General features: G+C 68.9%; 18 protein-coding genes. 7 read left to right on the top strand and 11 right to left on the bottom strand.

The window, feature by feature from the left end; translation table 11 throughout:
- Window positions 1–9: 9 nt before the first annotated feature.
- The gene (gene ilvD / locus ABD987_RS27555; protein ID WP_345399842.1) at window positions 10–1854 is read left to right on the top strand and encodes a dihydroxy-acid dehydratase; all 1845 of its coding nucleotides are present in this window, start codon (window positions 10–12) and stop codon (window positions 1852–1854) included.
- A 310-nt stretch (window positions 1855–2164) separates the two neighbouring features.
- Here ilvD and ABD987_RS27550 read toward each other — a convergent pair whose 3' ends face one another.
- Together ABD987_RS27550 and ABD987_RS27545 are read right to left on the bottom strand one after the other, a co-directional pair.
- A complete protein-coding gene (locus ABD987_RS27550; RefSeq protein ID WP_345399986.1) occupies window positions 2165–2689 on the bottom strand; it encodes a DoxX family protein in 525 nt (174 codons plus the stop codon).
- A gap of 84 nt (window positions 2690–2773) precedes the next feature.
- Window positions 2774–3682, bottom strand: coding sequence for a 2-hydroxyacid dehydrogenase (locus ABD987_RS27545; protein WP_345399839.1), 909 nt, complete (start codon window positions 3680–3682; stop codon window positions 2774–2776).
- Window positions 3683–3835: 153 nt separating this feature from the next.
- Here ABD987_RS27545 and ABD987_RS27540 point away from each other — a divergent pair, with 153 nt between their 5' ends.
- Window positions 3836–5053, top strand: coding sequence for a PQQ-dependent sugar dehydrogenase (locus tag ABD987_RS27540; RefSeq protein WP_345399836.1), 1218 nt, complete (start codon window positions 3836–3838; stop codon window positions 5051–5053).
- Window positions 5054–5071: 18 nt separating this feature from the next.
- Here ABD987_RS27540 and ABD987_RS27535 read toward each other — a convergent pair whose 3' ends face one another.
- The 5 genes from ABD987_RS27535 to gatC all read right to left on the bottom strand — a co-directional run bounded on the left by ABD987_RS27535 (window position 5072) and on the right by gatC (window position 10230).
- Window positions 5072–6217 (bottom strand): Gfo/Idh/MocA family protein, encoded by a 1146-nt coding sequence (locus ABD987_RS27535; RefSeq protein WP_345399833.1) that lies wholly within the window; start codon window positions 6215–6217, stop codon window positions 5072–5074.
- Window positions 6218–6388: 171 nt separating this feature from the next.
- Window positions 6389–6898 (bottom strand): hypothetical protein, encoded by a 510-nt coding sequence (locus ABD987_RS27530; RefSeq protein WP_345399830.1) that lies wholly within the window; start codon window positions 6896–6898, stop codon window positions 6389–6391.
- Window positions 6899–6908: 10 nt separating this feature from the next.
- Window positions 6909–8414 (bottom strand): Asp-tRNA(Asn)/Glu-tRNA(Gln) amidotransferase subunit GatB, encoded by a 1506-nt coding sequence (gatB, locus tag ABD987_RS27525; RefSeq protein ID WP_345399827.1) that lies wholly within the window; start codon window positions 8412–8414, stop codon window positions 6909–6911.
- Complete coding sequence (gatA, locus tag ABD987_RS27520) at window positions 8414–9934, bottom strand: Asp-tRNA(Asn)/Glu-tRNA(Gln) amidotransferase subunit GatA (protein ID WP_345399824.1); 1521 nt, start codon at window positions 9932–9934, stop codon at window positions 8414–8416. The genes gatB and gatA overlap by 1 nt, the downstream gene beginning before the upstream one ends.
- Window positions 9931–10230: an Asp-tRNA(Asn)/Glu-tRNA(Gln) amidotransferase subunit GatC gene (gene gatC / locus ABD987_RS27515; RefSeq protein ID WP_345399821.1), complete on the bottom strand. Its 300-nt coding sequence runs from the start codon at window positions 10228–10230 to the stop codon at window positions 9931–9933. The genes gatA and gatC overlap by 4 nt, the downstream gene beginning before the upstream one ends.
- Window positions 10231–10451: 221 nt before the next feature.
- Here gatC and ABD987_RS27510 point away from each other — a divergent pair, with 221 nt between their 5' ends.
- Window positions 10452–11105, top strand: coding sequence for an ACT domain-containing protein (locus ABD987_RS27510; protein ID WP_345399818.1), 654 nt, complete (start codon window positions 10452–10454; stop codon window positions 11103–11105).
- 38 nt (window positions 11106–11143) lie between these two features.
- Here ABD987_RS27510 and ABD987_RS27505 read toward each other — a convergent pair whose 3' ends face one another.
- The 4 genes from ABD987_RS27505 to ABD987_RS27490 all read right to left on the bottom strand — a co-directional run bounded on the left by ABD987_RS27505 (window position 11144) and on the right by ABD987_RS27490 (window position 15641).
- Window positions 11144–11644 (bottom strand): GNAT family N-acetyltransferase, encoded by a 501-nt coding sequence (locus tag ABD987_RS27505; RefSeq protein ID WP_345399815.1) that lies wholly within the window; start codon window positions 11642–11644, stop codon window positions 11144–11146.
- A complete protein-coding gene (gene ligA, locus ABD987_RS27500) occupies window positions 11631–13814 on the bottom strand; it encodes an NAD-dependent DNA ligase LigA (RefSeq protein ID WP_345399812.1) in 2184 nt (727 codons plus the stop codon). The genes ABD987_RS27505 and ligA overlap by 14 nt, the downstream gene beginning before the upstream one ends.
- 11 nt (window positions 13815–13825) lie before the next feature.
- Window positions 13826–14533 carry a hypothetical protein gene (locus ABD987_RS27495; protein WP_345399809.1) on the bottom strand — a complete coding sequence of 236 codons (708 nt, stop codon included), beginning with the start codon at window positions 14531–14533 and terminating at the stop codon, window positions 13826–13828.
- Window positions 14534–14603: 70 nt separating this feature from the next.
- A complete protein-coding gene (locus tag ABD987_RS27490; protein WP_345399806.1) occupies window positions 14604–15641 on the bottom strand; it encodes a methionine synthase in 1038 nt (345 codons plus the stop codon).
- Window positions 15642–15877: 236 nt separating this feature from the next.
- On the opposite strand from ABD987_RS27490, the gene ABD987_RS27485 reads away from it, so the two are divergent.
- The 4 genes from ABD987_RS27485 (at window position 15878) to ABD987_RS27470 (ending at window position 19361) form a co-directional block, all read left to right on the top strand.
- Window positions 15878–16921, top strand: a complete 1044-nt coding sequence (locus ABD987_RS27485; RefSeq protein ID WP_345399803.1) for an MBL fold metallo-hydrolase — start codon at window positions 15878–15880, stop codon at window positions 16919–16921.
- A 78-nt stretch (window positions 16922–16999) separates the two neighbouring features.
- Window positions 17000–17419, top strand: a complete 420-nt coding sequence (locus tag ABD987_RS27480) for a GNAT family N-acetyltransferase (RefSeq protein WP_345399800.1) — start codon at window positions 17000–17002, stop codon at window positions 17417–17419.
- A complete protein-coding gene (locus ABD987_RS27475) occupies window positions 17412–17864 on the top strand; it encodes a GNAT family N-acetyltransferase (protein ID WP_345399797.1) in 453 nt (150 codons plus the stop codon). Before ABD987_RS27480 ends, ABD987_RS27475 begins: the two co-directional genes overlap by 8 nt.
- A 240-nt stretch (window positions 17865–18104) precedes the next feature.
- On the top strand, window positions 18105–19361 hold the full coding sequence (locus tag ABD987_RS27470) for a DUF222 domain-containing protein (RefSeq protein WP_345399794.1): 1257 nt from the start codon (window positions 18105–18107) through the stop codon (window positions 19359–19361).
- The last annotated feature ends 51 nt before the right edge of the window (window positions 19362–19412 follow it).

Here is a 19412-nt window from a genome sequence, read left to right as displayed (position 1 = left end):
GAGAACGCCGTGCCTCAACTCCGTTCCCGGACCACCACCCACGGCCGCAACGCGGCGGGCGCGCGCTCGCTGTGGCGTGCCACCGGGATGACCGACAGCGACTTCGGCAAGCCGATCGTGGCCATCGCCAACTCCTACACCCAGTTCGTGCCGGGGCACGTGCACCTCAAGGACCTCGGCGAGATCGTGGCCGGTGCGGTGGCCGAGGCGGGCGGCGTCGCGCGCGAGTTCCACACGATCGCCGTCGACGACGGGATCGCCATGGGGCACTCCGGGATGCTCTACTCGCTGCCCTCGCGCGAGATCATCGCGGACTCGGTCGAGTACATGGTCAACGCGCACCAGGCCGACGCGCTGGTGTGCATCTCCAACTGCGACAAGATCACCCCGGGCATGCTCAACGCCGCGATGCGGCTGAACATCCCGACCGTGTTCGTGTCCGGCGGGCCGATGGAAGCCGGGAAGGCCGTGGTGGTCGGCGGTGTCGCGCAGGCACCCACCGACCTGATCACCGCGATCGCCGCGTCGGCGAGCTCCGAGGTCGACGAGGACGGGCTGGCGATCGTCGAGCGGTCCGCGTGCCCGACCTGCGGGTCCTGCTCGGGCATGTTCACCGCGAACTCGATGAACTGCCTGACCGAGGCGCTCGGCCTCTCGCTGCCGGGCAACGGCTCCACACTGGCGACGCACGCCGCGCGGCGGGCACTGTTCGAGAACGCCGGTCGTACCGTCGTCGACCTGTGCAAGCGCTGGTACGGGGAGGACGACGACTCGGCCCTGCCCCGGTCGATCGCGACGAAGAAGGCGTTCGAGAACGCGATGGCGCTGGACATGGCCATGGGCGGCTCGACGAACACCGTGCTGCACATCCTCGCCGCCGCCCAGGAGGGCGAGGTCGACTTCACCATCGCCGACATCGACGAAATCGGGCGACGCGTGCCGTGCCTGTCCAAGGTGGCACCGAACTCCGACTACCACATGGAGGACGTCCACCGGGCGGGCGGCATCCCGGCCATCCTCGGCGAACTGCACCGCGGCGGGCTCCTGAACACCGACGTCCACTCGGTGCACTCGCCCGACCTCGCGTCCTGGCTGGCCGAGTGGGACATCCGCGCCGACGGGCCTTCGGCGGCCGCGCTGGAGCTGTTCCACGCGGCGCCGGGCGGGGTGCGGACCACGAAGGCGTTCTCCACCGACGCCCGTTGGTCCTCATTGGACACCGACGCCGCCGGTGGCTGCATCCACGACGTCGAGCACGCCTACACCAAGGACGGCGGTCTCGCGATCCTGCGCGGCAACCTCGCCGAGAACGGCGCGGTGATCAAGGCGGCGGGCATCGACGAGGATCTCTGGCACTTCGAGGGCCCGGCGCGGGTGCTGGAAAGCCAGGAAGAAGCCGTTTCCGCGATCTTGAAGAAGGAGATCCAGCCGGGCGAGGTGCTGGTGATCCGCTACGAAGGCCCCGCGGGCGGGCCGGGTATGCAGGAGATGCTGCACCCGACGGCGTTCCTGAAGGGCTCCGGTCTCGGCAAGAAGTGCGCGCTGATCACCGACGGCCGGTTCTCGGGCGGCTCGTCGGGCATCTCGGTCGGGCACATCTCGCCGGAGGCCGCCGCGGGCGGGCTGATCGGGCTCGTCGAGAACGGCGACCGCATCCTGCTGGACATCCACGAGCGACGGCTCGAACTGCTCGTCGACGCCGAGGTCCTGGCCGAGCGCCGGTCGAAGATGGAGGCCGCGGAGCGGCCGTGGCAGCCGAAGGACCGGCAGCGCCCGATCACCGCGGCGCTGCGCGCCTACGCCCGGATGGCGACCTCGGCCGACACCGGGGCCGTCCGCGACGTGAACAAGTAGGCCCGGCGCGCTCGGCGGCCTGGGATGATCGAGTGTCCTCCGAGGTCGCCGGGCACAACGCCTGGGCTGGTCCTCGACCAGCGTAGGTGGATCGCCGAGACCGTTCGTCAGAAGCGGAACTCGGAGCGGGAGCGCGACGCCTACCCGAGGTGGGCGTCGCCGTTTCGTGGCCACGTCCCCGAGCCGATCCGCCACGACGCCGAACCGCGGCTGTTGCTCGACCGGTCCCCCGCCCTCGGAACGACCAGCCGCGCGATCGGCATGCCAGGCCACCCGTTGCCGAAAAACGGCAACAGGCTCCTGACCTGGGCTAACGGGTCAGGGTGAGGACGACGACCGAGGCGGCCGCCGCCAGCAGCACCCCGCCGACGGCGAACGGGAACGGCCGCCTGCGCCACGGCGTGTTGCGGTCCAGCGCGATCCGCCCCGCGCCGGTGAACAACAGCGCCAGCGCCACGACGCCGAGCAGCAGCTCGAACTCGAAGCCCTGGCCGCTGCCCTGGAAGAAACCGCCGTGGAACTTCGCGAACACGATGTTGACGGCGACCCCGAGCAGTCCGGCGGCCCCCAGCCAGGTGAAGAGCCCGGCGATCACCAGCACGGAACCGCCGACCTCGGTGATCCCGGTGACCCACGAAAGCAGCGTCGTCTGCTTGTGGTACCCGAACGTCTCGAGCGCCCGCGCGAAACCGCCGATACCCGGACCGCCGAACAGACCGAAGAGGTGCTGGAGCCCGTGCGCGCCCATGATCGCGCCGAGCGCGAGCCGGAGTACCAGTAGCCCCAGGTCGCCCGAGCGCGAGGCGTCGTCAGTGTCGTCCACGCCGGACAAGATACTGGTGTTCTGAGAATCGTCGGCTTGACTGCTCACGGGCGCAGGGTAGGGGATGCGTCACACTCCCGCGACCGGGAGCACCGGTCAGTACTCCCCTCGGACGAGGTTGTTCGGCAGTTCGCCGCCCGCGTACTGCGCGATCTCCGCCGCCGCGACCGCGTAGGACCGGCTCCGGCCACCGCGGACCGTGCCGCCGATATGCGGGGTGAGCAGCAGGCCCGGGACCGCCCAGAGCGGATGCTCCGCCGGCGGCGGCTCCGGGTCGGTGACATCGAGCGCGGCACGCAACCGGCCCGCCGCGAGCTCGGCGACCAGCGCGTCCGTCGCCACCACGGAGCCACGGGAGACGTTGACCAGCACCGCCCCATCGGCCATCGCGGCGAGGAACTCCGCGTCGACCATTCCCCTGGTCCGCGACGTCAACGGGACCATCAACACGACGGCGTCGTGCAGCCCCAGCAGGCCGGGCAGCTCCTGGACGCCGTGGACGCCAGCGCGTGCCGACATGCCGACCATCGTGCAGCGGACGTCGAACGGTTCGAGCCTGCGGCGCAGATGCTGCCCGAGGTCGCCCGCGCCGACGATCAGCACCCGCTTGCCCTGCAGCGTGTCGGCGGTCTGCCGATCCCAGCGCCGCTCGCGCTGTCCGGCGGCGAACACGTCGAGCTTGCGATAGATCGACAACAGCACCGCGACCACCCATTCGGCCGTGCTGCCGCCGTGGGCGCCACGGCAGGTGGACAGCAGCACGCCGTCGGGGACCTTGCCGACCCAGTCCTCCGCGCCCGCCGTGAGGAGCTGGATGAGCTTGACGTTCGGCACCGCGTCCCACAGCTCGGGACCGGCGCGGTGCCTGCCGGGGATGAGTACTTCGGCGTCGGCGGCTTCCGGCGGCGTCGGCTCACCCCAGAGGTAGCGCACCGCCCGCACCCTGGCAATCTCGGAAAGAACCGCCACGCCTTCGTCGTCGGGGACCAGCACGGTAAGGCTCATGATCACCACGTTACTGTGCTTGTGGATACCGAACCGGCCAAAAGTAAGCAGTCGTGCGTGTCGGTCGCCTGCCCTGGTCGGCTTGCTTTCGTCTCATTGGTATACGCCCACCACTTACCTGTGGCTCACGCACGCTCACCTAGGCTGGTGATCGTGCGTACCCGGTACCGGCGGATGTGGTCTTCGCCGCTGGCTCTGCTGGCCTGCGGCGGCCTTATGCTCTCCGGTTGCGCCCGGTTCGACGGTCCCGGCACCGGCGCGGGCCAGACCTTCACCCCCGCGCCACGCCCCAGCCCCGAAGCGCCGCCCTCGGTGCAGGGGCCCGGCGGCGCCGGTGGCAAGACCGACAAGGGCCAGCCGGGGCAACCCACCCCGATCCCGCCGCCGCAGGGCTGCAAGGACTTCGACAAGGCCGTGCTCGCGACGTGTTTGGACACGGTTTCCGCGGTCGCGGGTCTCCCCGGTGACGGATCGGCCCCGAGCGCGCTCGCCGGTGAACGGAAATCCGGCCGGGTGGTGCTGGCCAGCGCGGGCAAGAGCGCCGCGGACTTCGCGAAACTCGACGTCGACGCCACCGGTGACGGCGGCCTGACCGGGCTGGCGCTCTCCCCCGGCTACGCCGAGGACCAGCTCGTCTTCGCCTACGTCACGACGCCGTCGGACAACCGTGTGGTGCGCTTCGCCAGGGGCCAGGCCCCGAAGCCGGTACTGACCGGGATCCCGAAGGGCGCGAGCGGAAACCGCGGCGCGCTGCTCTCCGACGGCAAGGGCGCCCTGCTCGTCGCCACCGGGGACGCGGGCAACGCCGCGGCGGCGGCCGACCCGAACTCCCTCGCCGGGAAGGTGCTGCGCATCGACACCTCCGGCAAGCCGGCGCCGGGCAACCCGACCGGCACGGCCGTCTTCGCCAGCGGTCTGCACGCGCCCGGCGGACTGTGCTCGTCGGCCGACGGCGGGCGCCTGTGGGCCACCGACCGCCTCGGCGACAAGGACGTCCTCTACCGCCTGCAGCCCGGCCAGTCGCTCACCGCGCCGGCGTGGTCGTGGCCGGACAAGCCCGGCGTCGCGGGCTGCGCCGACTTCGTGGACGCGAACGGGTTCCTCGCGATCGCCGCCTCGGGGGCGGGGAACATGCAGAACCTCCCGGTCAAGCCCGACGGCTCGGTCGGTGGCAAGCCGTCGGTCACCCTGGACGGCAAGAGCGGGAAGCCGCCGCTGACCTACGGCAAGCTGGCGGGGATGGGCATGGTCAACCCGCAGCTGGCTGTCGCGGGGACGATCAACAAGGACGGCGGGAACCCGGTGTCCAGCGACGACCGGGTAGTGATCATCACGCCGTCGTCGGTCAACGGCGGCGAGGGCAAGGACTAGCAGCTGCTCGAAGCCGCTTCAGAGCCGTTTCAGCTCGACGCGGCGGCCTTCCGCCGACGAGGCCAGGCCCGCTTCGGCCAGTTGAAGGCCGCGAGCGGCAGCGAAGAAGTCGTAGCGGTGTTGCCGTTTCGCGGCGACGTCGCGGACGAACTCCTCCCACTGTGCCTTGAACCCGTTGTCGAACTCGCCGTTGTCCGGCACCTCGGCCCACTGGTCGCGGAAGGACTCGGTCACTGGGAGATCGGGGTTCCACACCGGCTTCGGTGTCGCCGACCGATGCTGGACACGGCATCGCCGCAATCCGGCGACGGCACTCGCCTCGGTGCCGTCGACCTGGAACTCGACCAGCTCGTCCCGGAAGACGCGCGTGCACCAGGACGAGTTGACCTGCGCGATCGTGCCCGATTCGAGCTCGAAGATTCCGTAAGCGGCGTCGTCGGCCGTGGCCGCGTAGGGCTCACCCGCCTCGTCCCAGCGCCGGGGAATGTGCGTCGCCGCCTTCGCGGTCACGGCGGTGACCCGACCGAACAGGTTCTCCAGCAGATAGCTCCAGTGGCAGAACATGTCGAGCACGATCCCGCCGCCGTCGGCGGCCCGGTAGTTCCAGCTCGGCCGCTGCGCGGACTGCCAGTCGCCCTCGAACACCCAGTACCCGAACTCACCCCGGACCGACAGGATCCGGCCGAAGACCCCACCGTCGATCAACCGCCGCAGTTTCCGCAGGCCGGGCAGGAACAGCTTGTCGTGCACCACGCCGTGGCAGATGCCCGCCTCGTGGGCCAGCCCGGCCAGCTCCAGCGCGTCCGGCAGCGATTCGGCAAGCGGTTTCTCGGCGTACACGTGCTTTCCGGCGGCGATCGCCTTGCGCACCCACGGTTCCCTGGCCGAGGTCAACTGCGCGTCGAAGTAGATATGCGTGCCCGGATCGGACAACGCGGTGTCGACATCGGTTGTCCACCGGTCCACGCCGTGCCGTGCGGCCATTTCCGCCAGTTTCGCCGCGTTACGCCCGGCGAGAACGGGTACCAGCCGCACGCGTGACCCGTCGGGCAGTGCCACGCCGCCCTGCTCACGAATGGCCAGTACCGAGCGGAGCAGATGTTGCCGATAGCCCATCCGGCCGGTGACGCCGTTGAGCACGACCCCCAGTTCGGGCTGATTCATCACTTCCGCCTTCCTCTTCGGCGACCACGGCGCGACTGGACCATCCGTCACCCTACGGACGGCCGGACCCGCGCCCGGGAAACTTCCCGGCAGCCGGAACGCGCAGTGAACGCGTTAAGAAAGCGCTTTCTCATATTACAGCCAATGTCGTAGCACGACCACCACAACGGCTCAGCGGCGACGCGGCATCCGGCTCTCCGCGCGCGCGGCGCGGATGTCGAGAATCGCGACGACAAATGCCACGAGAGCGGCGCCGAGGCCGAGATAACGGCCCGCGCCGAGGCCGATCACAATGCCCCCGGCGTCGAAAAGCCCCCGCTGGTCGGCGGTGAACTGCCAGTCGTTGGTCACCCAGCCGATGAGCATGAGCACCAGCACGGCCGCGTCGGCGACGAGCCACAGCTGGGGCAGGCCGCTGATCCGGACCTTGCGGATCTGCCCGAACAGCGTCACCGCCAGCCCGGCGAAAAGCAGGAGGAGCGGCGGGAACCAGGAGAAGAAGTCAGCACCCCACGCGTCCCGCACGACATCGTCGTGCGGGAGCGAGTTCAGCGCGTCCTTGACGTCGGGACGGCTGGTGCTCAGCGTGGTCCAGGGCAGGAAGGTCGCCCCGAGCGCGAGCAGCCCGGCCGCGAGGCCGAGCCACTCGCGCCACGAGACGCGGTTGACCGAGAAGGACACCCAAGGCCCCTCAGGAACCGACGCGCTCGATGATCAGCTCCCGGACGCGCTTGGCGTCGGCCTGCCCCTTGGTGGCCTTCATGACCGCGCCCACGATCGCGCCCGCCGCGGCGACCTTGCCGCCGCGGATCTTGTCGGCGACGTCCGGCTGCGCGGCCAGGGCCTCGTCGATGGCGGCCAGCAGCGCCGAGTCGTCGGAGACGACCTTGAGGCCGCGCTTGTCCACGACCTCACGCGGCTCGCCCTCGCCGGCGAGCACGCCCTGGACGACCTCCTTGGCCAGCTTGTTCGTCAGCTCGCCGGAGTTGACCAGCGCGATCACCTCGGCCACCTGAGCCGGGGTGATGGCCAGATCGCCGAGTTCGACCTCGCGGGTGTTGGCCTCCTGCGCAAGCGTGTTGACCCACCAGCTGCGGGCCTCGTCCGGCGTCACCCCCGCCTCGACCGTGGCGGCGACCAGCTCGACCGCGCCGACGTTGAGCAGGTCACGCAGGGCCTCGTCGGTGAGGTTCCACTCGGCCTGGATCCGCTTGCGCCGCTCGGAGGGCATCTCCGGCAGCGTCCCCCGCAGCTGGTCGACCCAGTCACGCGAAGGCGCGATCGGGACCAGGTCCGGCTCGGGGAAGTACCGGTAGTCCTCGGCGGTCTCCTTGGTACGTCCCGACGACGTGGTGCCGTCGGCTTCCTGGAAGTGCCGGGTCTCCTGCTTGATCGTCCCGCCTTCGGCGAGGATCGCGCCCTGCCGCGTCATCTCGTACCGGACAGCGCGCTCGACACTGCGCAGCGAGTTGACGTTCTTGGTCTCGGTCCGCGTGCCGAACTCGGCGGCGTCCTTGGCCATCAGCGAGACGTTCGCGTCGCACCGCAGCGAGCCCTGGTCCATCCGGACGTCGGACACGCCCAGCGCGCGCAGCAGGTCACGCAACGCCGAAACATACGCGCGCGCGACCTCGGGTGCCCGCTCACCGGTGCCGACGATCGGCTTGGTGACGATCTCGATCAGCGGCACCCCGGCCCGGTTGTAGTCCAGGAGCGAGTGCTCGGCGCCGTGGATCCGGCCGGTCGCGCCGCCGACGTGCAGCGACTTGCCGGTGTCCTCTTCCATGTGCGCGCGTTCGATGTCGACCCGCACGACCTCGCCGTCGTCGAGGGTGACGTCGAGGTAGCCGTCGAAGGCGATCGGCTCGTCGTACTGCGAGGTCTGGAAGTTCTTCGGCATGTCCGGGTAGAAGTAGTTCTTCCGGGCGAACCGGCACCACTCGGCGATTTCACAGTTCAGCGCGAGCCCGATCCGGATCGCGCCCTCGACCGCCTTGCCGTTGACTACCGGCAACGCGCCGGGCAGGCCGAGGCAGGTCGGGCAGACGTTCGTGTTCGGCTCGCCACCGAAGACGTTCGCGCACCCGCAGAACATCTTGGTCCTCGTGTTGAGCTCGACGTGCACCTCGAGCCCGAGCACCGGGTCGAACCGGGTGACGACCTCGGCGTAGTCCATCAACTCGGCCACGGCAGTCATCAGGCCTTCCTTCCCAGCTCGGGCACCTGCTGTATCAGCGATCCTCCGGCCGCGGCGTCACGCGCGACCTCGTAGGCGGCGCCGACGCGGTAGAGCCGGTCGTCGGCCAGCGCCGGGGCCATGATCTGCAGGCCGACCGGCAGTCCGTCCTCATCAGACAGTCCACTCGGGACGCTCATGGCGGCGTTGCCCGCCAGGTTCGACGGGATGGAGCAGATGTCCGACAGGTACATCGCCATCGGGTCGTCGACACGCTCACCGATCTTGAACGCCGTGGTCGGCGTGGTCGGCGAAACGAGCACGTCCACCTTCTCGAACGCGTTGTCGAAGTCGCGCGTGATGAGCGTCCGGACCTTCTGCGCCGAACCGTAGTAGGCGTCGTAGTAGCCGGAAGACAGCGCGTACGTACCGAGGATCACGCGTCGCTTGACCTCCGCGCCGAACCCCTTCTCACGGGTCAGCGCCATGACCTCTTCGGCGCTGCGCGTGCCGTCGTCGGCGACGCGAAGGCCGTAGCGCATCGCGTCGAACCGGGCGAGGTTCGACGAGCACTCGCTCGGCGCGATCAGGTAGTACGCGGGCAGCGCGTAGGTGAAGTGCGGACAGGACACCTCGACCACCTCGGCGCCGAGCGCGCGCAGCTGCTCGACCGCGGCCTCGAAGGACCGCAGCACGCCGGGCTGGTAGCCGTCGCCGCCGAACTCCTTCACCACACCGACGCGTACGCCCTTGAGGTCGCCGTTCAGGCCCTGCCTGGCGGCGGCCACCACGGGCGGTACCGGCGCGTCGATGGACGTCGAGTCCAGCGGGTCGTGCCCGGCGATGACCTCGTGCAGCAGGGCCGCGTCGAGGACGGTCCGCGCGCACGGGCCGGCCTGGTCCAGCGACGACGAGAAGGCGACGAGGCCGTAGCGGGAGACGCCACCGTAGGTCGGCTTGACGCCGACCGTCCCGGTGACCGCGCCCGGCTGGCGGATCGAACCGCCGGTGTCCGTGCCGATGGCCAGCGCCGCCTCGAACGCCGCGATCGACGCCGACGAACCGCCGCCGGAGCCACCCGGGATGCGGGCGTGGTCCCACGGGTTGTGCGTCACGCCGAAGGCCGAGTTCTCGGTCGACGAGCCCATCGCGAACTCGTCCATGTTGGTCTTGCCCAGCACCACCAGACCTGCCTCGCGCAGCTTGCGCGTGACCGTGGCGTCGTAGGGCGGGAGCCAGCCCTCGAGCGTGCGGGAACCACAGGTCGTGGGGATGCCCTTGGTGGTCAGCACGTCCTTGAGCGCGAGCGGCACGCCGGCCAGCGGCGACGCGGGTGTCCCCTTGGCGATGTCCTCGTCGACCCGGTCGGCCGCGGCGAGCGCGCCCTCGGTGTCGACGTGGAGGAACGCGTGGACGTGCTCGTCGACCTCGGCGATGCGGTCCAGGTGGGCCCGCGTGACCTCGGCGGCGGAAACCTCGCGGCCGTGGATCAGCCCGGCGAGCTCGGCCGCGGTCTTCTTGATCAGTTCCGTGTCCGTCATTGCTCTTCCCCCAGGATCCGCGGCACCCGGAACCGGCCCTCTTCGGCGGCCGGCGCACCGGCCAGCGCCTGCTGCTGGCTCAACCCGGGACGGACGACGTCGTCACGGAAGACGTTCGTCAGTGGCACGGCGTGCGAGGTCGGCGGGACGTCCTCGGCGGCGACCTCGCTCACCTTGGCCACCGAGTCCAGGATCTGGTCCAGCTGACCGGCGAAGACGTCGAGCTCGTCGTCGGTCACGGCCAGCCTGGCCAGCTTCGCGAGGTGCGCGACCTCGTCTCGGGAAATGTTGGGCACGCGGGTGACTCCCGGGTTGTGCTGTGCGGGTTCTCTCGGAAGCTGCAAGTCTATGGTGACGGCGTCGGCGAACTCGACTGGGTTACGGCGGGCAGGCAGCGGGCGGAGAATCCCGCCCGTCGGACAGCGGGTCCCGGTCCGCGGTCCCGTCTGTCACAATCGGCGCCCGGCGAACGCGTTCCACGGCGAGGCTGGAACGCCAGAGGCGAGAGGGGCGCGTGGTGTCGTTCCTGATCCGGGTCCTGCTTCCGGACAGTCCGGGAACCCTGGGCGCGGTGGCCACCGCGCTCGGCACGGTCGGCGCCGACATCCTCAGCGTGGACGTGGTCGAACGGGGCGTCGGCGTCGCCGTCGACGACCTGGTGGTCGAGCTGCCTTCGGGACGTCTCCCGGACGCGCTGATCACCGCGGCGGAGAGCGTCGAAGGTGTCGCGGTGGACGCCGTGCGCCCATACGCGGGTGTGCTGGACACACATCGTGAGCTGGAACTCGTCGAGGACATCGCCGCACAGCCGAAGGACGGGCTCGAGATCCTCGCCGAGGGCGTGCCGAGGATCATCCGGGCCGGCTGGGCCGTCGTCGTCGAGCACACCGACGCGGGCGCGCGGCGCCTGGCTTCGTCCAGTGCCGCGCCCGAGACGCCCATCACAGATCTTCCGTGGCTACCGCTCGAGCGCGCCACGGTCCTGGACGGCGAGGACACCTGGGTCCCGGAGACATGGAAGGAGCTGGGCACCGAACTCGCCGCCACGCCGCTGGGGAAACCGGGAAAGGCGCTGCTCGTGGCTCGTCCCGGCGGCCCGAACTTCCGCGCCGCCGAGGTCGCCCGGCTCGCGCACTTCGCGGGGATCGTCGCGGTTGTCCTGGACGGCTGACGCGAGAGCTCTTCGCTACCGCCGCCCCGTGACGTCGTTCACAGCACGAGACCGTAGGCAACGAGCGTGACGTGCGGGATCGGCCGCCAATCGCGGTCGGGAAGCCTGGTGAACCCGATTCGCTCATAGAGGCGGTGCGCGGTCTTCATCCCGTCCTGGCTGCTCATGACCACCCCATGGCACCCGAGCACCCGGGCGCGATCCACGACGGCTCGGGTCAGCGTTCCGCCGATCCCCTTGCCCCGCGCGGCGGGCGCGACGGCGAGCATGCGGAACTCCAGTTCGCCGTCGTGGGCGATCTCGGCGAACTCGGTCCCCGGACGCACGATCGTGACCGCGCCGAGCAGGCCACCGCCGCAGTCCACGGCGACCAGTAGCTCGCTGTGCGCGGCCCGGCCCTCGACGTCCCGCAGAACAGCCTCGTACTCAGGCTCGACCTCGAGGTAGCCGTCCTCTCGGTAGGCCTCCACGGTGAGATCGCCGACCGCCGCGTACTCGTCCCGCCGCGGTGGACGGACCTCGACATCACCCGTCACCATCCGCGTCCCCTTTCTCGTCGCCGCCTTCGTCGCCCTCCGTCGGCAACGCCACCTCCGCGGCCGCCTCCGGACCGCGGTCGAGGAGGACCTGGAAACCCGCCTCGTCGAGTACCGGAACCTTGAGCTGCACGGCCTTGTCGTACTTCGACCCGGGCGCGTCCCCGACGACGACGAACGCGGTCTTCTTGGACACCGACCCGACCGCCTTGCCACCCCGGGCCATGATCACTTCCTTGGCCTCGTCACGCGAGAACGTGGTGAGCGAGCCGGTGACGACAATGGAAAGGCCTTCCAGGGTGCGAGGGACGGACTCGTCGCGCTCCTCTTCCATGCGCACCCCGGCGCGTCGCCATTTTTCGACGATCTCGCGGTGCCAGCCGACCTCGAACCATTCCTGAGTCGCGCGCGCGATGGTGGGACCGACGCCGTCGGCCGCGGACAGCTCCTCCTCGCTCGCCCGCTCGATCCGCTCCAGCGAGCCGAACTCCCTGGCCAGTGCCTGCGCCGCGGTCGGCCCGACGTGCCGGATGGACAACGCGACGATCACCTTCCACAGCGGGCGGTCCTTGGCCACGTCGAGGTTCGCCAGCAGCTTGCGTGCGTTGGCGGACAACGCTCCCGCCTTCGTCCGGAACAGCTCGACCTCTGCGAGGCTCTCCTCGTCGAGGTCGAACACGTCACCCTCGTCGGCGACGACCCGTGCGTCCAGCAGTGCCACCGCGGCCTCGTAGCCGAGCACCTCGATGTCGAAGGCGCCCCGGCCCGCCAGATGGAAAAGCCGTTCCCGCAGCTGCGCCGGGCAGAACCGGGTGTTCGGGCAACGGATGTCGATGTCGCCCTCCTTCTGGTACGCCAGCTCGGTGCCACACTCCGGACATTCGGTGGGCATGACGAACTCGCGCTCGTCACCCGTGCGGGCCTCCACGACCGGCCCGAGAACCTCGGGGATGACGTCACCCGCTTTGCGGAGCACGATCCGGTCGCCGATCAGTACTCCTTTGCGTTTGACCTCTTCCTGGTTGTGCAGGGTCGCCCTCGCCACCGTGGATCCGGCGACCTTGACCGGCTCGGTCACCGCGAACGGCGTGACCCGGCCGGTGCGGCCGACCCCGACCTGGATGTCGAGCAGCGTCGTGATGGCCTCTTCCGGTGGATACTTGTAGGCGATCGCCCAGCGTGGTGCCCGGGACGTCGTGCCGAGCCTGCGCTGCAGCGAAACCTGGTCGACCTTGATCACGACGCCGTCGATCTCGTGCTCGGCGTCGTGCCGGTGCTCACCCCAGTAGGCGATGTGGTCGGTGAGGTCCTTCGCCGACCGCAGGACCTTGCTGTGCGGTGAGACCGGCAATCCCCACGCCGCCAGCGCTTCGTAGGCCTCCGACTGGCGCTCCGGCTCGAAACCTTCGCGACGGCCCAGCCCGTGACAGATCAGCCGCAGCCGCCGCTCGCGCGTGATCCGCGGGTCCTTCTGCCGCAGCGACCCCGCCGCGGTGTTGCGCGGGTTCGCGTACGGCAGCTTCCCCGCCTCGACCATCTTCGCGTTGAGCTCAAGGAAGTCCTCGACCCGGAAGAACACCTCGCCACGGATCTCGACCAGCGCCGGAACCGGAAACTGCGCGGAGCCCGCGAGCACCTCCGGGACTTGCTCAAGCGTGCGTACGTTGAGCGTGACGTCCTCGCCGGTACGCCCGTCACCCCGGGTGAGTGCCCGGGTGAGTTGCCCGTTCTCGTACAGCAGGTTGACGGCGAGGCCGTCGATCTTCAGCTCGGTGAGGTACTCGGTGCTCCCGATCTCCTTCTCCACCCGCTCGACCCACGCGAGGAATTCTTCGGTGTCGAAGACGTTGTCGAGGCTGAGCATGCGTTCGAGATGATCGTGCGCGACGAACTCGGTGGAGAACGTGCCGCCGACGTTCTGGGTCGGCGAGTCAGGCGTGACCAGGCCGGGATGGGCGTCCTCGATCCGCTGCAACTCGGCGAGCAACTCGTCGAACTGCCCGTCGGAGACGATGGGCGCGTCCAGCACGTAGTACCGGAACTGGTGGCCACGAACCTCTTCGGCCAGCGCGGCATGCCGCTCGCGGACCTCGGCGGGTACCTCCGTGACGTCCTCGGCGGCGTCCGAAGCGGCCTGGTCGGCGATCTGGTCCTGGGGAAGCTCAGTGCTCACGGGTAGTAACCCTAGCTGGGGCCACCGACATTCTCGCCCCGTTGGCTGTCCAGCGTTCGGACCAGGTCACGAAGCTCCATGAGGGTGATGGCGCCGTCGGGCTCGACCGCCGCGGTCTCGACGCGGCGTAGCCGTTCCGCGGCGACACGCTCACCGAGTGTGGCATCGAGGGGCAGGAACGTCATCGTGGTCCGGGCGTCGGGTTCGAGATCGGCCAGAGCCGGGTGGAAGACGGCGACGTCGACGACCGCGGCCGCCTCGTCGATCTGGGCGGCTACCCGGACGTCGGCGAGCGAGATCCGGTGCTCCCCCAGGTTCACCGTGACCCCGCTCGGGTCAGGAACGGGAGGGACGGAGTCGTGGTACTCCCAGATGGCGTCGGCGGGCGGCGCGGCCACTTTCCAGGCATCGGTGTACGGCCGCAGCTCGGGATCTTCCTGGCCGGTGACCACCAAAGCGTAGATCGCCTGCTGACCGCGCTCGAGTGAGAAATGCAGGCGGGGGTGCAGCGCCTCGACCAACTGGCACAGGTCATGCTCGACGCGGTGCGGCTCCCGCTCCCCCAGGGCGGCACTGACCTGTGGCAGCAGCTCGAACCAGCCACGCCAGAACTCCTCGGCCGCCGCCCCGGCATCCTCCGGGACCGGCTGGTCGGGCCAGGCCGTGCGCGGGTCGGGTGGGTCGGGGGTGTCGTTACGACGGCGGCGGAACAGACGCATGTCTCCGAGAATCCTCGTTCGGTCGGCTTCCCCGACACGCTACGCGCCCGCGGGGCTCACCGTCTGCCGATCACCACGTCTCGGGCGGTTCGACGAACGCCTTGCCGAGGTCACGGGTGAGGGAAAGGGTGCGACGCATCCACTCGGTGGTGGCTCCCGCGAGCCCACATGCCGGTGTAGGCACGGCGCGTTCGGCGAGAATGCTGCGGTTGAACCCGAGTCGGTCGACCAAATTGAGCACGGGCTTCGCTACGTCGTGCAGGCCGGGCCGGGTACCGGGTTCTGTGGCGGGGACCAGTCCGAGGAACAGGGTGGCCCCGCTGTCCCACGTCTCCCCGATCTCGTCGAGGAACGCGGCCGACGCTCCGTCGAGCACGGAAAGGTCGAACGCGAGAGCCCCCGCACCTGCCCCACGCAGCAGCGCGAGAGGCGGTCGCGTCGCGCAACAATGCACAACCACGGGCTGGCCAGTGATCTTCGCGGCGCCTTCGACCACCGTCGACAACAGGTCACGCGCCTCCGGCTCCGGCACCGCGGGGACATTGCCATACCCCGAGGGAGTCGGCAGTTCGCCGGCGAGGACAACGGGCAGCGACGGTTCGTCGAGCTGGACGACCACCGGGGCACCGGTGCGTGCGGTGAGTTCGGCGACGTGTTCGGCCAACCCCTCGATCATCGAGGAGGCGAAGTCCCGAAGGGCACCACGATCAGTGAGCACACGATGACCACGAGCCAGTTCGATGCCCGCGCCGAGCGTCCATGGCCCGGCAAGCTGGGTCTTGACCACTGGTGGCGCGGTCCCTGCCTTCTCGCGAGCCTCCTGGACCGCGTCCAAGTCCCAGCGAAGCAGGTCCGTACCCCGCCGATGATCGTGGCCGGGCCGGGCGGCGACCCGATAGCCACTCGGCACCACTTCGACGGCGAGGTCGACGAGCATCGCCGCGGTGCGGCCAAGCAGGTCAGCGCCGATTCCGCGCGCGGGCAGCTCCGGAAGGTACGGAAATCCCGGCAGTTCGCCGAACACCACGGCCGCCGCCTCAGCAGGATCGGTTCCCGGCATGGAGCCGATCCCTGTCGCGGCTCCAGCTTGCCAAGCAGGTTGATTCACGACCTCTAATTCTGGCCGACCGGCTCCGGTTGCTCCAGGGCGGCCCTGCTGTCACTCCGGTTTCACGGAACCTGCCCACGCCGACCGGCAACACCTGCGGGTACTCACTCGACATGGCCCCAGCCGCACCTTCGAGTGACCGGCGTCTCATCGCACCCCCGTAGACAGCGGCCGTCCCCACGGCTCAAGGTGAGAAATGGCCGGACATCGACGTCCTGCCGGGACGGAGGGTCGCCGTGGAACCGTTGCCCGACAACAGCGACCGGAACTGGGCGGAACCCGGGATCTACGAGGTCGCCCCCGGTGTCTACCGGATTCCGTTGCCACTTCCCGACGACGCGCTCCGCGCGGTCAACGTGTACGCGATTACCGATGGCACGACGCTGACCTTGGTCGACTCCGGTTGGGCGTTGGCAGAGTCCAGGAAGCTGCTCACCAGCGCCTTGCGGGGAATCGGCGCCGAACTCGCGGACATAACCGAGTTCCTCGTGACGCACGTCCATCGTGACCACTACACCCAGGCTGTGGCTCTCCGGCGCGAATTCGGCATGAAAGTCGCTCTCGGGCAAGGGGAGGAGCCTTCGCTGAAGGCGTCCGCCAACCCAGAGCGGCTGCCGATGGCTCCTCAGGTCCACCTCCTCCGCCGTTGCGGGGCCGACGAGGTTGTCGAAGCGTTGGCGCGGTTGTTCGGCACCGACCCACGACACCACGAAGCCAATCTGTGGGAGGTACCCGACGAGTGGCTCCTGCCTGGCCATCGCACAGTCATGCCCGGCCGCGAGTTCGAAATCGTCTGCACACCCGGGCACACCGCAGGTCACGTCGTCTTCGTGGACGAGGTGGGCGGTCTGTTGTTCTCCGGCGACCACGTGCTGCCACACATCACCCCTTCGATCGGCTTTCAACCCGTCCCCGCCGAGTTGCCGTTGAATGACTACATCGACTCGCTGCGGCTCATCCGGGACATGCCCGACCAGCGTCTGCTGCCCGCACACGGGCCGGTCACCGACAGTGTGCATGCCCGTGTCGACGAGTTGCTGGAACACCATCGACAACGCCTCGAAACCATGGGGCAAGAGGCTATGGCCGGCGCAAGCACGGCATTCGAGATCGCCTCCAACCGGGGATGGACGCGTCGCAGCCGCAAGCTGTCCGAAATGGACGCGTTCAACCAGATGCTCGCCGTCCTGGAAACAGGAGCCCACCTGGACCTGCTCGTTTCCCAAGGCAGGCTTGCCGCGCGCGACGTCGACGGGGTACGTCGCTACTCGGCGCCCTGAGGCCGAGGTGTCTTCTTCGGTTGGGTATAGCCATCCCATGGCCACGCCCAGCTTCGCTTGCCTTGCATACTGGGCAGGGTGGAAGTCATCAGGCGAGCACGGCGAGCGGATATTGTGGCTGTCGCCGCGCTCTTCCGCGAGCCCGTTCAACCGCTGCTCGACACCTTCGACCTGCTTGATGCAGACCCCCAAGTCGCCCTGGTCGTCGCAGAAGACGACCAGGGCATAGTCGGCACTGCGCAGCTGACCGTGCTCCGAGGTTTGGCCTGGCGAGGCACTTCGCGTGGACTCATCGAAGGCATCCGAGCCACACGTCGCGGTGTGACGAGCGCCTTGTTGGCGTGGGCCATCAAGGAGGCCACCAAGCGCGGCTGCGCCCGGCTCCACCTGGACTCCGGTGTCGCACGCGGAGACCTGACCGACTACTACGCACGGTTCGGGTTCGACCACACCTACCAAGGGTTCACCCGCTCGCTGAAACAATCGCCGCGTGACTGATCTCGAAATCCGCCCAGCACGCCGCGGTGACGTCGCGACCATCGTTCGTTTACTCATCGACGACCAGCTCGGAGCTACCCGGGACTCGGTAGACGACCTCGCTCCCTACCTTCGGGCCTTCGAGGAAATCGAACACGACCCGAATCAGTTCCTGGTCGTCGCCGCCGTCGTGGGAGAGCCGGTGGGCACGCTCCAGTTGACGATCATCCCTGGTATGGCCCGCAAGGGAGCGCGCCGTGGCCAAATCGAGGCGGTCCGGGTTCGCCGCGACCATCGTGGCTCCGGTCTCGGTGGCGAGCTGATGCGCTGGGCTGTCACCGAGTCTCGCCAGCGGGGCTGCGCACTGGTGCAGCTGACTTCGGACGTGTCGCGAGTGAACGCACACCGATTTTATGAGCGGCTTGGATTTGTCGCGAGCCATACGGGTTTCAAAATGGCTCTCTGAAAGTACCGCCGGAGAACATGCTCGATATCCGACCCTCTCGGTCAAGTCCGTTCCACCTCGATCCCTTCGCATAGCCGACTGATCACCACCGCCGGCATCCCTTGCCGCATCGGGATCAGATTGACGACGCCGCCGCTCCAGGTCAAGAATCAACGGCACGAGTGGACCATTCGCGCCAATTTCGACAGTTTCCTTCCACTCGCATCTTTTTTGTCTCTTCGCAGGCGTACGGTCGCTGACATGACACCTTCACCGCGCCCCATGCGCGACACCAGGGACACCGACGAACAAGAGCAACCGGCAAGCTCTGCCTTCATGCGACGCGCGATCCGCGCGGACCCACGGGTCCTGCGGCGTATGCATGATGACACGATCCTGCAGGTAGCCCAGGACGCGAATGCGGAAATAGCCCGGCTACAGGCCCTGCAGCTCCGCTGCATCGCCGAGTTCACCCGTCGCCACCGCGACTCCCAGAGCGCGATCACCGAGATCGCCACCACCTTGTCCATCACCGAATCTCATGCGAACACAATGGTCTCTGCCGCGGAAGCGCTCACCGTTCGGCTGCCACGCACGTTGCAGCTGATGGACGATGGCGCGCTTGACCTCTTTCGGGCCACAAAAGTCACAGATGCCACCTCTTGGCTTTCCGACGAACACGCGGCGATCGTCGACGCGCTCATGTCGAACCGTTTGCCCGGCAAGAACGCCAGCCAGGTCCGGAAGGCCGCCACGCACGCCGCGACGAAGGTCGACCCCGACGGCGCCGCACACCGTGGCGCGCGGCGCCGTGCGGAACGGCGCGTAGTACTGCGCCACAACGCCGCAGGTGTTTCACACCTGTCCATCGACAACGCACCCGCGGAAAAGGCGACAGCGGCCTACCTCCGTGTCGATCGGGCCGCACGCGCGTTGAAGACGCCCGACGAACGACGGACCCTGGAGCAGCTCAGAGCCGACGTCGCACTGGATCTGCTGCTCGACGCTGACGGAGGCCGCGAGGAGCGGGCAGAGATATTTCTGTACATGGATCTGGCCACCTATCTCGGCGTCAACGACAATCCCGTCGAGATGGCGGGCAACGGCCACATCCCCGCAACGCTCGCCCGCCGCATCGCCGCAGGACCGGACACGGCGCTTCGGCGGATCATCACGGACCCGATGACCGGCCAAATGATCGAACTCGGCAGCGCGCGATACCGGCCCACACCCGACATGGACGAGTTCGTCCGCGTCCGCGATCGCGAGTGCCGCCAGCCGGGATGCACGAGGCCGGCGCAAAACTGCGGAGTCGAAAACACTCAGACCCGCAACGGAGCCAGCACCGAGACAGCACTGTCAAAACCGGTAACCCTCTGTGCCCGCCATCGCCGACTGAAACGCCACGCCAATTGGCGGTATGAAGTGTCTTCAGATGATTTGCTCACCGTCAGCACACCCACTGGCCGGACTCAGAGCAGCTCTGCTCCGCCTTTCCACGACCCGCGCCCGGAGTAGGAGCAGAGAATCAGGTCGCCGTGTTTGGAGCCACCATCACAGCGGGGCTGT

Source organism: Amycolatopsis samaneae (assembly GCF_039541975.1).
In the GTDB taxonomy this organism is placed as follows: Bacteria; Actinomycetota; Actinomycetes; order Mycobacteriales; family Pseudonocardiaceae; genus Amycolatopsis; species Amycolatopsis samaneae.
The sequence above is the reverse complement of the archived record's forward strand: the minus strand, read 5'-3'. Positions and strand labels throughout refer to the sequence as shown.